The organism is Ruegeria sp. CG1 (assembly GCF_056537265.1).
In genome coordinates, this window is sequence record NZ_JBQFRF010000006.1 from 165,789 (window position 1) to 179,797 (window position 14,009).

General features: G+C 58.2%; 10 protein-coding genes. 3 read left to right on the forward strand and 7 right to left on the reverse strand.

What is annotated here, in order from left to right; genetic code table 11:
* Positions 1 to 11: 11 nt before the first annotated feature.
* The 5 genes from ACR0AU_RS17835 to ACR0AU_RS17855 form a co-directional block, all read right to left on the reverse strand.
* Complete coding sequence (locus tag ACR0AU_RS17835) at positions 12 to 1,217, reverse strand: MFS transporter (RefSeq protein WP_170819076.1); 1,206 nt, start codon at positions 1,215 to 1,217, stop codon at positions 12 to 14.
* Positions 1,218 to 1,303: 86 nt separating this feature from the next.
* Positions 1,304 to 3,055 carry a gamma-glutamyltransferase gene (ggt, locus tag ACR0AU_RS17840; protein WP_480796033.1) on the reverse strand — a complete coding sequence of 584 codons (1,752 nt, stop codon included), beginning with the start codon at positions 3,053 to 3,055 and terminating at the stop codon, positions 1,304 to 1,306.
* An 84-nt stretch (positions 3,056 to 3,139) separates the two neighbouring features.
* Positions 3,140 to 3,571, reverse strand: a complete 432-nt coding sequence (locus ACR0AU_RS17845) for a universal stress protein (protein WP_170733783.1) — start codon at positions 3,569 to 3,571, stop codon at positions 3,140 to 3,142.
* Complete coding sequence (locus tag ACR0AU_RS17850) at positions 3,568 to 6,177, reverse strand: TRAP transporter permease (protein WP_480796034.1); 2,610 nt, start codon at positions 6,175 to 6,177, stop codon at positions 3,568 to 3,570. Before ACR0AU_RS17850 ends, ACR0AU_RS17845 begins: the two co-directional genes overlap by 4 nt.
* A 107-nt stretch (positions 6,178 to 6,284) precedes the next feature.
* A complete protein-coding gene (locus tag ACR0AU_RS17855) occupies positions 6,285 to 7,247 on the reverse strand; it encodes a TAXI family TRAP transporter solute-binding subunit (protein WP_170397937.1) in 963 nt (320 codons plus the stop codon).
* A gap of 242 nt (positions 7,248 to 7,489) precedes the next feature.
* On the opposite strand from ACR0AU_RS17855, the gene ACR0AU_RS17860 reads away from it, so the two are divergent.
* From ACR0AU_RS17860 to ACR0AU_RS17870, 3 genes are read left to right on the forward strand one after another with little or no spacing between them, the layout of a single operon-like run.
* Positions 7,490 to 9,880, forward strand: a complete 2,391-nt coding sequence (locus tag ACR0AU_RS17860) for an ATP-binding protein (protein WP_170425407.1) — start codon at positions 7,490 to 7,492, stop codon at positions 9,878 to 9,880.
* Entirely contained in the window at positions 9,877 to 10,494 is a 618-nt protein-coding gene (locus ACR0AU_RS17865; RefSeq protein WP_170397932.1) for a response regulator transcription factor, read from the forward strand. The genes ACR0AU_RS17860 and ACR0AU_RS17865 overlap by 4 nt, the downstream gene beginning before the upstream one ends.
* Positions 10,491 to 11,240 carry a PhnD/SsuA/transferrin family substrate-binding protein gene (locus ACR0AU_RS17870; protein WP_170733780.1) on the forward strand — a complete coding sequence of 250 codons (750 nt, stop codon included), beginning with the start codon at positions 10,491 to 10,493 and terminating at the stop codon, positions 11,238 to 11,240. The genes ACR0AU_RS17865 and ACR0AU_RS17870 overlap by 4 nt, the downstream gene beginning before the upstream one ends.
* Before the next feature lie 127 nt (positions 11,241 to 11,367).
* Here ACR0AU_RS17870 and ACR0AU_RS17875 read toward each other — a convergent pair whose 3' ends face one another.
* Positions 11,368 to 12,879, reverse strand: coding sequence for a heme biosynthesis HemY N-terminal domain-containing protein (locus ACR0AU_RS17875; protein ID WP_170733779.1), 1,512 nt, complete (start codon positions 12,877 to 12,879; stop codon positions 11,368 to 11,370).
* A 10-nt stretch (positions 12,880 to 12,889) separates the two neighbouring features.
* Positions 12,890 to 14,009 (reverse strand): COG4223 family protein (locus tag ACR0AU_RS17880; protein WP_480439554.1); only part of this gene is annotated, 1,120 nt, incomplete at its 5' end.

The window sequence follows — 14,009 nt, forward strand, 5'->3', positions numbered from 1 at the left end:
CGTTTTTCGTTTCAGACCGATGCGTGCCCGCGCAGACGGAACACCAACGGCATCATCACCAAGACCAGAGCCGCCGAGAAAAAGAACGGTGCGCCGGGCAGATAAGTGCCTTCGCCATCGACCGACGCCTGAAAGATGCCGGTCATCACCAAAGGCGACAGAACCGCAGCGACAGAAGACAGTGACGCGATGACTCCCTGCACCACGCCCTGCCGGTCTTCGTCCGCCTGGTTCGAGGCCATAGCCGTGATCAAGGCAGGCACGAGGTCGGACAGCGCGGCAAGCAGAATAAAGATGACAAGGGCCGTAACCGTTACGGTAAACCCAAAGCCGATCATTCCGACCAATGCCGATACCATCCCCAGCAGCAGGGTTCGGTAATCGCCGATCCAGCGAATGAAGACCGGCATCAGTCCGGCTTGGACGAAGGCCAACAGCACGCCGTATGCGGCCAGCGACAGGCCGATATACAGCGTGGACCAGCCAAACACCTCTCGTATCCAGAAGGCCCAGAGGGTGGGGTAGACCATGTTGGCAAATTCAAAGATGAAAATGCACAGCAGTGGCACTGCCAGCCCCGGAAAGCGGAAGGAGTCAAAGATCGATTTGAACGGGTTCAGGTCGCGCTTGCCAAAGGGGCGGCGTTTTTCTGGTTTCAGGCTCTCGGGCAGGACGAAGACTCCGAACAGGGCGTTGGCGGCGGACAAGACCGCAGCAATCCAGAACGGCGCAGTAATGCTGATCCCGGCAGCGATGCCGCCGATGGCCGGGCCAAGCACAAACCCAATCCCGAAGGCCGCCCCGATCAGACCGAAATTCGCCGCCTTCTCGGTCGGTGATGATATGTCAGCAATGTAAGCCGTTGCGGTGATATAGGTCGCCCCCGCAAGCCCCGCGAGCGTTCGCCCCAGAAGAAGCAGCCAGAATGTTTCGGCCAGCGCCATGATCACATAATCCAGCGCCAACATGGTCAGCGCTGCGATCAGGATCGGCCTGCGGCCAACCGCATCCGAAATGCTGCCGACAATGGGTCCGCACAGGAACAGCGCCCCGGCATAGGCGGCCATCAGCAGCCCACCCCAAAAAGCTCCTTGTCCGGTGTTGCCCGCACCGACGCGATCCATCAGGTCGGGCATGATCGGGAACACGATGCCGATACCGATGGCATCAATCATCAGTGTGATCAGAATGAAGGTTATTGCGCGGCTTTTGAACATACCGCCCTATCGGACGAGTACGCTGTTAAAGCAAGAGAAAAGGGCTGTGTGGTACAATTGTCCAGCAGCCCTTTTCCAGTTCATGTTTATTGGCCCAATGCCACGCCTTCGCGACGAGGATCAGCAGCGCCGATCAACTGCCCGTCCTTGATCAGGATGGCATGCAACCCGCTGTTGAGATCGACTTCTTTCACCTCATGCCCCTTGGCTGTCAGAGCATCAGCGAATTCAGCAGCGGATGTTCCCTGCTCCAGATCCATCGCAGACCCGTTGCGATGCACGAAATGCCCGGTTTCGATGGCATCCTGCGGGTCCATTTCCCAATCCAGGATCGCAATGATCGTTTTGGCCACATAGTTGATGATGCGGCTACCACCGGGTGAGCCGATCAGCAGATAGGGCTCACCATCCTTCATCACGATGGTTGGTGACATCGAGCTGCGCGGGCGTTTGCCACCCTCAACGCGGTTGGCCACTAGACGGTCGCCATCCTTTGGTGCGCGGTCGAAATCGGTGAGTTCGTTGTTCAGCAGGAAACCCCGCACAAAAACCCGACTGCCAAAGGCGGTCTCAATAGTGGTCGTCATCGACAGCGCGTTGCCGTACTGATCTCGGATCACGATATGGCTGGTGCCCGGACGATCCGGGTTTTGCGAGGGCGCAAACAGGGCGGTGTGATCACGTGGCGGCTCACCTGCCTGACGCTTCTCGCTGGCTGCAGCAGGGTCGATCATCTCCGAGCGCAGCTTTAGATAGTCCGCGTCCAGCAGACCCTTGACCGGTACATCGATAAAATCGCCGTCGGCCATGTAAAGCGCGCGGTCGGCATAGGCCAGCTTGGCGGCCTCGGCATAGAGATGCGCCATCTCGGCGTTCCAACCGGTGCCTTCGAGGTCGAAGTTGCTGAGGATCCCCAGAATCTGGCCCACGGTCAGGCCGCCGGAGGTTGGCGGACCCATTCCGCAGACATCGTAGCCGCGATAATCGGCGCAGACGGCGGGGCGGATTTTGACGCGGTAGTCGGCCAGATCTTCAAGCGTGATGTTGTTTTCCACCTTGGATGTGGCATCCACTGCCGCCACGATATCTTCGGCGATGGGGCCGCTATAGAAGGCGCCTGCACCCTGATCGGCCAGAATGCGCAGGGTTTCGGCAAACTCGGGGTTCCGTAGTAAGGTTCCAGCCTGCAGCGGCGTGTCATCTTCGTTGAAGAAATACGCTTTGCCCGCCGGGAACACACCGACTGAGCGCTCACGTTCAATCGTGCTTTGGATCGAGTTTGCCATGCGGGGCGAAACCTCAAACCCCTGCTCGGCCTGATCGATGGTAGACTGGAACAGCGAGGCCCAGTCTTTCTTGCCATAGAGGTTATGGGTCACTTCCATCAGGCGCAGAATGCCCGGAACGCCAACAGATTGTCCGCCTACAACAGCTTCGGGCCACGGCATCTTTTCACCGTCCGGTAACAGAAACCGTTCAGGCGTGGCTTTCGCAGGGGCTTTTTCACGCGCATCAAAGGTGGTCAGAGTTTTAGCCGACGCATCCCAATACAGCATGAACGCACCACCGCCGATGCCCGATGATTGCGGTTCAACCAGATTGAGCATCAGCTGCACGGCAATCATCGCATCTGCGGCTGTGCCACCTGCGGCCAGCACATCATATCCGGCTTTGGCAGCAATGGGATTGGCGGCCGAGACCATGAACTCGGTGCCAGTCACCGAGTTTTTGTCCTCCCAACCATAGCCATATTCCGGCGCAGGGTCCTGCGCATTGGCCGCGCAAGCGACAACACCCAACGCCAGAACGGCGCCGGTTTTCGTGAATGTCTTCATCATAGAAATCTCCCGGTAAGGATCTGCGAGATTGGCTACTGAGTAACAAGCTTCAAATGGCAGATTCTCAGCTTAAATCCGATCGATTTACCGCACAACATATACTGACGTGTGCGAATGCCTCACGACGCGCGCCGCATTCGGACCAAGCAAATAGTCTTTCAAGTCAGGCTTATGCGCGCCGATCACGATCAAATCCGAGCCCGCGCCTTCCGCGGTTTTGAGGATCTCCTGATAGGCGCTGCCAGTTGCCACCACATGACGGACCTTGGCGTTGCGCTCTTCCCCCAGCGTGGCGGCGCAGAGGGCGACCAGCTTTTCATGAGCCTCTTCAATCACCTTTTCGTGGTGGTGGGGCTCGAAGAAACTGCTGACGAAACCTTCGCCATAGTCGGGTGTCACGGTCACGACATCCAGCCGCGCGCCATCCATTTCGGCCAGCGCTGCGGCGCGTTCAAGGACAGAAACATCAAGATCGCCATTGCTGATATCCACGGCGCACAGAATTGCCTGGGTCATGCGGGTTCTCCCTGTTTTGCGGCACGGCCGCGCTGGAGGAAGGCGACAAGACCCAACAGGATCAGCGCCGGGATAAAGATCAGCTCTTTCGCGGGCTGGCTTTGCGGGGCCTGAATGCTGGTGATGCGAACGGCATCGTCAGCATAATAGTCAAACATATCCAGCTCATCCGCGACCGGCGTACCGAACATCGGCTCGTCAAGCTTGACCAGACCATCCTCTTGCAGCGTCATCAGGCCCAAAGCGTCAACGCGTGCTGTACCGTCGGCTCCTTCCGGAATGTCCAGAACAACGGTGGTTTCGGTCATATTGCCAGTGTCAAAGTCCGGACCTGCGACCTCAATCCGCATGGTGCTGCCGGGTGCGGCCTCACCCACGGCCTGTGTCAGCTGTGCCGGTTCGATCTGCGCAAAGGGCGGTGCGATGCGGTTCATGAAGAAATCCGGACGGAACAGCGCAAAGGCGATCAGAATCAGCGCCACGCTTTCATAGATGCGGTTCTTGGTCAGGAACCAGCCCATGGTACCTGCGGTGAAGATCAGGATCGCGATGGTCGCAGAGACGGCCACCAAGATGCCCTGTACCCAGCCCACATCGATCAGCAACAGATCGGTGTTGAAGATGAACACGAAAGGCAGTGCCACGGTGCGCAAGCTGTAGAAGAAGGCGGTGAAACCGGTCTTAATCGCATCCCCACCAGAAACGGCGGCGGCCGCAAAGCTCGCCAGACCCACGGGCGGTGTCACATCAGCCATGATGCCGAAGTAGAAGACGAACAAGTGCACCGCGATCAGCGGCACGATCAAGCCGTCCTGCGCACCCAGTTCGACAACGACACCCGCCATCAGCGAGCTGACGACGATGTAGTTCGCCGTGGTCGGTAGGCCCATTCCGAGGATCAGGCTGAGAAGACCGACCAGCGCCAGCATGGCGATCAGGTTGCCACCCGACAGGAACTCGACCAGGTCAGCCATCACCTGACCCACTCCGGTCAGCGTTACGGTGCCCACGATCACACCCGCAGTGGCGGTGGCCAGCGCGATACCAATCATGTTGCGCGCGCCGTCGATCAGCCCGTTCCACAGGTCGACGACACCGGCCTTGAAGGCATTCGCTGTGTCACTTTCACCCCGGAAGATCGACTTGAGCGGTTTCTGCGTCAGCAGGATCACGAACAGCAGCGAAGTCGCCCAAAAGGCTGATAGGCCCGGTGATTTCTGTTCGATCATCAGGAAATAGACCAGCACGATGATCGGTAGCAGGTAATGCAGACCGGCCTTGTAGATTTCGGCAATTACCGGCAGTTCAACCTCTTTGGCATTAGGATCGTCAGGCACCAAGTCCTCTACTCCGGAAGCCAGCCAAAGCAGGATCAGATAGGCCAAAACGATCAGCGCCGACAGGACCAGACCCGACGCATCGGGCATGAGCGCGACAATCGCTTTGATCGGGTACTGGATGCCATAGCACAGCCCGGCAAAGCCCACGAAGAACAGCGCCATTCCACCGATTGTGCGCCCCATCGAAACGACGCGGTCGCCCAGCGTCGGCATGTTCCGCTTCACCGCTTCAAGGTGTACGATGTAGACGAGCGCGATGTAAGAAATCGCGGCGGGCAGGAAGGCGTGGGTGATCACCTCAACGTATGAGATGCCCACATATTCCACCATCAGGAAGGCAGCAGCGCCCATCACCGGTGGCATGATCTGGCCGTTAACGGATGAGGCGACCTCAACCGAGCCCGCTTGTTCGCTGGAAAAGCCCACACGCTTCATCAGTGGGATAGTGAAGGTGCCGGTCGTGACAACGTTCGCAATGGACGAGCCCGAGATCAGGCCGGTCGCCGCAGAACCAACAACAGCCGCTTTGGCCGGGCCACCGCGCAGGTGCCCCAGCGCGCCAAAGGCCATCTTGATAAAGTAGTTGCCCGCGCCCGCCTTATCGAGCAGCGCGCCGAACAGCACGAAGAGGAAGACGAACTTGGTTGAAACGCCCAGCGCGATGCCAAAGACGCCTTCGGACGTGATCCACATATGGCTCATCGCCTTTTGCAGGCTGGCGCCTTTCCATCGGATCACCTCGGGCACCCACTCGGAGGAACCGAAGAAGACGTAGGCCAGAAAGATCGTGGCGATGATCGCCATTGCCGGGCCAAGCGCGCGACGCGCGGCCTCGAACAACAACAGCAGGCCAACAAGGGCGAACCACTTGTCTGTGTCGTCTGCGAGACCGCCCGCATCGACGATCTTTTGGTAGAAGAAATAGCCATAGAGGGCCAGAAATGCGCCCACGATCCCCATGATCCAATCCTGAATCGGGATGTAGTTCCGCGGGCTGGATTTCAGTGCCGGATAGGCCGAAAAGGCCAGGAACATCGCAAAGGCCAGATGAATCTGGCGTGAGTTGTTCACTACACTGCCCGGCAGCAGATAATTCGATAGGGGAGAGGCCAGAACGACCTGGAACACCGACCACAAGACCGCAACGATCGCCAGAAACAGCCCGACATTACCCGCCGGATCACGCGCGCCTGCGTCTGATGAGGCAACCAGTTCCTGAAGCTCTTCTTCGGAAAGAGGGCGATTGCCCTGTGTGTCGGAACTCATGTTGGTATCTCCCTGTCCTTCGGCCTTGGTTTTTGCGGCCGTCTTGTCTCCGGTTTAGCCCGGATATGAATCGGGGCGCCCCGAAAGGCGCCCCGTGTCAGGTCTGGTTACTGAATCCAGCCTTTTTCTTTGTAGTACTTCTCAGCGCCGGGATGCAGCGGTGCCGACAGGCCGTCCGCAATCATCTCTTCTGGTTTCAGGTTGGCAAATGCCGGGTGCAGCTTTTTGAAGTCATCGAAGTTCTCGAAGACCGAGCTGACAACCGCATAAACCGCGTCTTCCGACACGTCAGCCGAAGTCACGAAGGTTGCACCAACACCAAATGTCGAGGTGTCACCATCCGAACCGCGGTACATGCCACCTGGGATGGTTGCGGTACGGTAGAAGGAGTTGTCACCAACCAGCTTGTCAACCGCGTCGCCGCTGACGTTCACCAGAACCGAGTCACAGGCGGTGGTTGCTTCCTGGATCGAACCCGAAGGGTGACCCACGGTGTAAACCATCGCATCGATCTGGTTGTCACACAGAGCAGCGGATTGTTCAGCCGCTTTCAGCTCGGTCGCCAGTTCGAAATCATCGGTGGTCCAACCCATTTCGCCCAGCAGCACTTCCATGGTGCCGCGCTGACCGGAACCGGGGTTGCCGATGTTGACGCGCTTACCCTTCAGGTCTTCGAAATTCGAGATACCCGCGTCGGCACGCGCCACAACCGTGAACGGCTCTGGGTGTACCGAGAACACGGCACGCAGGTTCTCAAACGGGCCGGCTTCTTCGAATTTCGAGCTGCCGTTGAATGCGTGGTACTGCCAGTCCGACTGTGCCACGCCAAACTCAAGCTCGCCTTCGCGAATGGTGTTGATGTTGTAAACCGACCCCCCAGTCGACTCCACCGAACACCGGACCCCGTGCTCTTTCCGGCCCTTGTTGACCAGACGGCAGATCGCGCCACCCGTCGGGTAATAGACACCCGTAACGCCGCCAGTTCCGATCGTGATAAATTCTTCAGCATATGCCGCTGGTGCCATCAGGGCCGCCGCGGCAAATGCGGTGATTGAGGTTTTCTTGAACACTTTGACACTCCTGTTGTCAGTCTTTTTTGATCTGTGGGGTGCCTGAAACCTTTCAGAACACAACAGAAAAAATCGCACTGGAATCAGGCCCCCCGATGATAAAGAGGAAAGCGAAACCAAACAGCAGGTGTCTATACGGTAGATTACGTATAGGCTTGGATTCAGATATAGGGGAAAGAGGGTAACTGATCACATTCTGTGACTGTGATACCGACCCGTGCAGAAGGTCGTTTGGACAAGAATTGAACTACGCAGGGCAACAAGAAATACGCCAGGACCACACTGAGCCAGCCCGCAGGCGAAGATCGCTGCGCGCCACGCTTGCGCTGTGTTTGGGCGGGCTGCAGTTCATCGCCATCCTTTCGGTGATCCTGTCGACCTTTGTCAGCTCGGAGAACGCGCTGTTGCGGCAATCCCGAACATCACTGAACGAAGTCAGTGTCAATGTCATCGGCCAAGTCAAAAGTTTTCTGAACCCCGCCCGGCAGGCCTTGGATGCAACTCGGCGACTTGCTGAAAATGACGTACTGGATATCAGCGATCCTGGCGTATTGGAAAGCCATTTTTTTCAGCAGCTACAGGTCGCGCCTCAACTCGCAGGGATGTATCTGGCCGATGCGACGGGCAGGTTTGTCTACGTCATGCGCGCGGAAGAGCCCGGACGTTATCGCACCAAGTTCGTTCCGCCATTCCTGCCCGGCACCGCGGAACATCCCGCCGATTTCCAATGGCGCAACGATCAGTTCACATTGCTGGAAACGGCCACTACCCAGACTGACACCTATGAGGCGCGCACCCGGCCCTGGTTCAGAATGGTGACCGAAGCCAAAGCACCGATCTGGACAGAGCCTTATATCTTCTTCACCACGCGCCAGCCGGGAATCACTTATAGTGTCCCCATATTGGACGATACCGGAGCTATCCGTGCCATTTTGGGTGTCGATATCCAGATCGACGCCCTGTCGGGGTTCCTGCTGGACATCTGGTCGGAACGACGCGGTGCCGCGCTGGTTCTGAACGAAAATGGCGCGGTGCTGGCGCATCCAACGCTGGTGCTGATCCGGCAGGAAGCACATATGGAAGCGCCCGAGCTGACGCGTGTGGACCAAATCGCAGACCCCATCGCGCAAAAGGCGTTCGGAGATGTCGTGCAAACCGGTCTGAGCGACACGGAAGGACCGGTTCATACCGATTTCCAGCTGAACGGTCAGGACTATGTGGCGATGCTGATCGAGGTGTCCGAGCCGGGGCTGCGTTGGTTGATCGGGCTTTATGCGGCCGAGGACAACTTTATTGGCGAGATCAAGAAGAACCGGACGCAAGGCGTCTGGATCGCGCTTGCCATTGCCATTCTGACGGGCGCAATTGGTTTGGCCATGGCCGACCGGATCTATGCCCCTGTGCGCACCTTTGCCAGCCAGAGCCAGCAATTGCGCAGCGGAGAGATCACCACCGAAGAAGGCCTGCACAGCCCCTATCGCGAGCTGGAAGATACCGGCGCGGCTCTGACACAGGAAGTTCGACAACGGCAACGGTTCGAAACCGCCTATGGCCGCACCTTCGATCTGGCCTCGCGCGGGATGGCGCAGATCTCGCCCGAAACGGGGCGGTTTCTGCGGACCAACGAACAGCTGTGCGATATCATGGGATATCAGCCGGATGAATTGGAGAAGATGACGCTGGCCGACATCCTGCCGGAAGATGAACAGCAGATCGCGGTCAAGTTTCGCGAAACCCTTCTGCAGGATTCCGAGTTCATCGCCGAGAACCAGTTTATTCGAAAAGACGGATCCCCCATCTGGTTGCGGGTCAATGCCATCCTCATCCGCGATGAAAGCGGTACCCCTGATCATGCGGTTGCCATTATCGACAACGTCAGCGATCGAAAGCAGGCCGAGGATGAAGTAAGCCGCCTCAGCCGCGATCTGTCCCATGTGGCACGGGTCAACCTGATGGGCGAGATGGCCTCGGGGCTGGCGCATGAGCTGAACCAACCGCTAAGCGCGATTTCCTATAATGTCGACGCCGCGAAGATCACGCTGGATGAAATCGGCGATCCCGATCCTGAGGTTATAGAAATCCTTTCGGATATCGACCGCCAGTCGCGCCGTGCGGGCGACATCATCCGCGCCCTGCGTGATGTGGTGCGTAAGGATCGCGGACGTCAGACTCCGTTTGAACTGAACGGGCTGATCCGGCAAACCGTCAGCCTGATGGACGCCGAGGCGAAGTTACACGAGATCAAGCTGCTTTATGAAGAAACCGACCTTCCTCTTGTCATCGGAAACCGGACGCAGATCGCTCAGGTTCTGGTTAACCTGTTGCGCAACGCGATCGACGCCCTGGCCCTGGATCCGGATGGCAAGGGTAAAATCACCATCACTACAAAGACCAGCGATGAACTGGTCGAGGTGCGGGTTGAGGATAACGGGCCCGGGATTAGCGATGGTGTCACCTTGTTCAACTCGTTTGACACCCAGAAGACCGACGGGATGGGGCTGGGCCTGTCCATTTGTCGGACCATCGTCAAAGCCAATGACGGAGCCATTTGGTACGAGCCTACTGAGACGTCCGGGGCGCGCTTCTGTTTCACCCTGCAGCGCCGCGATCAGCCCAAGGAGGATCACGCATGACCTTTGAGCCGCTGGTCGTTTATATCGTCGATGACGATGAAGATGTGCGCGTCGCCTTATCTCGGTCGCTCAGCAAACGCGGACTAAGGGTCGAGCATTTTGCCGATGCGCAGACATTTCTGAATCAGGTGCATGAGGATGCAAAAGGTTGCCTGATCCTGGACTATGGCATGCCCGGCATGGACGGGCTGGAATTGCAGGAACATCTGAACCGGCGCGAGTCGACCATACCGGTCATTTTCATCTCGGGTCATGGCGGCATTCCGGAATCCGTGCGGGCCACCAAGGCGGGTGCAATTGATTTTCTGGAAAAACCCTTTGACCTGCAGGTGCTGATCGAACGGATACAGGCCGCGTTTGAAATAGGCGACCGTCTGCGCGCCGAGAAATCGCGACGTCAGATGCTTGCGGATAAGCGCAGACTTTTGACCGACCGCGAGGAGCAGGTCCTGCAACACATTCTGACCCACCCCGCGCGCACGTCGAGCAAGGAGATCGCAACTGCCTTGGGTATCAGCCCCCGCACGGTAGAAATTCATCGCGGGCGCATCCAGCAGAAGGTCGGCGTGAAAACCACGATAGAGCTGTATGAACTGTTCGGGCAGATGCAATGATCGCAAGCCTGATGATGTATGCCCGCCCTCAGCTTGATGAGGCACATCTGCGATACTGGAACCTCATCCGTGACAATCTGAACCGCGCCGGGATCGAGAGCCCTGAGCATCTGTCGCAGGACGTCGAGGAATTCTCGGTCTGGCAGCACCCGGAACTGGTGCTGAGCCAGACTTGCGGCATGCCGTACCGGACATGGCTACACGATAAGGTCGCGTTGGTTGGCACGCCAGACTATGGTCTCGACGGGTGTCCGCCCGGCTATTACCGCAGTGCTCTGGTCGTGCGCGCCGATGATCCACGCACAAATCTGATGGCGTTTCGGGAAGCGGTGTTCGCTTACAACCAGACATTTTCGCAATCTGGCTACGCCGCGCCTTATTGGCATCTTGAGCCGCATGGCTTCTGGTTCAAGCACCGTGTGCAAACCAAAGGTCACCTGAAGTCGGCGCAGTCCGTTGCGGAAGGTCACGCAGATATCGCCGCCCTTGATGCGGTTTCTTGGCGATTGATGGCTGAGTATGAAGAGTTTGCCGCATCTCTGCGGGTGTTAGAGTGGACGGACCCGACGCCTAGCCTGCCTTTGATCACTGCGGAGGGTAACGATCAGCAAGCGATTTTTACAGCGGTTGAACGGGCAATTGCGCAGTTGGATGATGCGGATCGTACTGCCTTGGGGATCAAAGGTCTCGTGAGGATTCCGGCCGAACGTTATCTGGACGTGCAAAACCCGCCGGGATCGGTTTAGTCGTCTTGTGTGCCGGTGTCGCCTACGACAGCCGATAGCACATAATGGCTTTGGTCGCCCTTGATCAAAATCGGTGAGCCGGGCTGTTTAAGCTGCGGAACGACGCTTTCAACGCCGAGACCGCGCGTTAAGTCTGTCGCGCGACTTCCTCCGTGACCGGCTCGGCCTTTCCCTCGATCATGTCCTCTTCGACCGGCTCTTCAAGTGACTCTTCAGCACTTTCTTCAGGTTCCTCTGCCTCTTCAGCCTCTGATTGATCCTCAAGCGCGCCAACGATCAGAGGCAGCATGTGCACACCCGTCACACTAGCAATCTCGGGCGTCTGAGGCGTCTGCCAACTGAGCGTATCGAAGCTGCCGCAGTTCTGGCACACCGGTCCCCATTCAGGCTGAATGTCGTGGCAATTGGTGCAGACCCATTGCGGCCCGCGCGGTGCGTTCAACGCCTTGGCCAGCCAACCCTGAACCACCGCGTCCGAGGCGCCCTCGCCCCGTTCAATCGCAGCCATCAGCGTGTAGGCCCGTGCATCCCCCTGCTTTTCGACAACATCACCCAGCGCGCGACGGGCTTCGGGGAAGTCTTCGGCTACAATGTTCAGCTCGGCCAAGATCAGGCGTGTTTCCATATTCTCTGAATGAACGCGGGTCAAAGCGGTGAACCGCTTGATCCGCTGTTCAGGTGTTTCGTCTGGCACAATCTCGGCAAAGGCATGGGCCAGATCCGGGTGAGGTTGTACTTCCCACGCCTTTTTCAGAATCTTGGTTGCTGCACGCGGTTTGCCCTTTTCGATATAGGCGCGCGCGGCCATGGCGGCTGCCGGGACAAGATCGGGTGAAAGGCGGTTTGCCTCAATCGCATGTTCCTGCTGTTCGACCGTCGCCGTGTCGTCCAGCAGCACTTTGGCCTCGGACAAAGCCAGGACTGCGTCGCGCCGCTTGAACACATCGCGCGGCAAATACCCGGCCTTCAGCTTCGAGGTCAACGTGGACCGCGCACCGGCCCAATCCTGCGCCTTGGTCTGCAGGTTCAACAGCACATCCTGCGTTTCTTCATGCCGGGGTTTGAGGGCCAGAGCCTTCTCGGCCAGCTTGCGCGCGGTTTCATCATCGCCTTCGGCCAGCTTTTGCTTCATGATCCCGCGCACACCGACAAATCGCGTGGCGTTGTTGGTGACCAGCTTCTTGTAAGTCTCGGACGCTTTCTTGGTATCACCGGTCATCTCGGCTGCCTGCGCCACCAGCAAATTGGTCAGTTCCGGATTGTTCAGCAGCTTCTCGGCCTTATGGGCCTTGGTCATTGCCACGCGCCCCTCACCCGAGGCCAGCGCCATCAACCCGTCCGCCAGAGCCTGATATCCCCGCTTTTCCCGACTGCGATCGAAATAACGTGAAAGGGCGGTTTCATCACCGTTTAGGAATTTCAGCGTGGCGATCAGCAGCGTAAGCAGCTTGAAGAACAACCAGACCGCAAACACCAGCACGCCCAGCGCGATCACTGATTGCAGCGGGCCCAGTGTGTATTCGGTGCCTGCGACGGTGATCTGCACGCCGCCGGATGATTCCATCAAGAACCCGGCTCCCATGGCCAGCAGGCCGATAATCGCAACAAAAACAAGGATCTTTAACAATGACCACAGCATGGCAGGTCCTTCAGTTCGAGTTCAGGCTTGAAGCAAGCGTGTTTGCGGCCTCGACGGCAGAGGCCCGTGTCTGCGCCGCCTGCTCCCAATCCGCCAATGCGGTTTGTGCCGCTTCGGGCAGGGATTTCAATTCGGTCAGTGCCTTTGAGACATCACCATCTGCCAACGCTGCCTGAGCACGCGACAGGACCGCGTCCGGATCGTCGCCCTCTTGCGGGGTCACCGACCGCGCGCCTGTCTGGCGCTGCAAGAAAGCAACCAAGCCTGTGCCTTTATCGGCATCACGGGCATCCGCCAGTGCGGCGCGGGCTGCGGGGGCAAACGAGCTGCGCAGCGCCGAAAGCGTCTCAACTCCGTCCTTCGAAGACGCAGCCAAGGCATCGGGTACATCGACACCACCGGCTTTCAGTTCAGAGACCAAATCTTCATAGGGTTGACCGGCATCCAATTGACCATGCAAACGCGACAGGATGGCAGCGTTGGTCGCCGCGCGCGCCTCGGCCGAAGCTTTAGCCTCTAAAGCCTGCGCGTCTGAGACCATCTTTTCCACTTCGCTACGCTGAGCGGCCAGAGAATCCTGTAGTTTCTTCAATTCTGCCTCGAACGCGGCTGTGGCCTCGGGCGAGACATTTGCTTCAAGCGGCTGCTTCTCAAGCGCGGTCAGGCGTTCCTCAAGCGGGTCGACCTTGCCGGTCAGGCCATCGACACTGCTCTTCACGGCAGTCAGATCGCTTTCGACCGGAGCAAGCTTATCCGACAACGCCTTGATCTGATCTGACAAGCCCGAGACATCGGGGCCTTTAGCAAGAGTTTTTGTCAGTTGGGCAATCTGATCGGATTGTTCCGCCAGCTTCGACTCGAGTGCGGAAATTGCGTCCGAGCTATCTGCTCCTTGAGACAATAACCCGCTGTTGCCTACAGCAAATCCGAGGCCTGCAGCAATAACCCCGCCCAACAAAGCCGGAACAAACCCACCGCGTTTTTCGACTGTGCGTTCGATCACCTTTTCTTCGGTCGGCTCGGCCCTGTTCAGGGCTTCGGCTTCGGCTTCGGCTTCGGCTTCGGCTTCGGCTTCGGCTTCGGCTTCGGCTTCGGCTTCGGCTTCGGCTTCGGCTTCGGCTTCGGCTTCG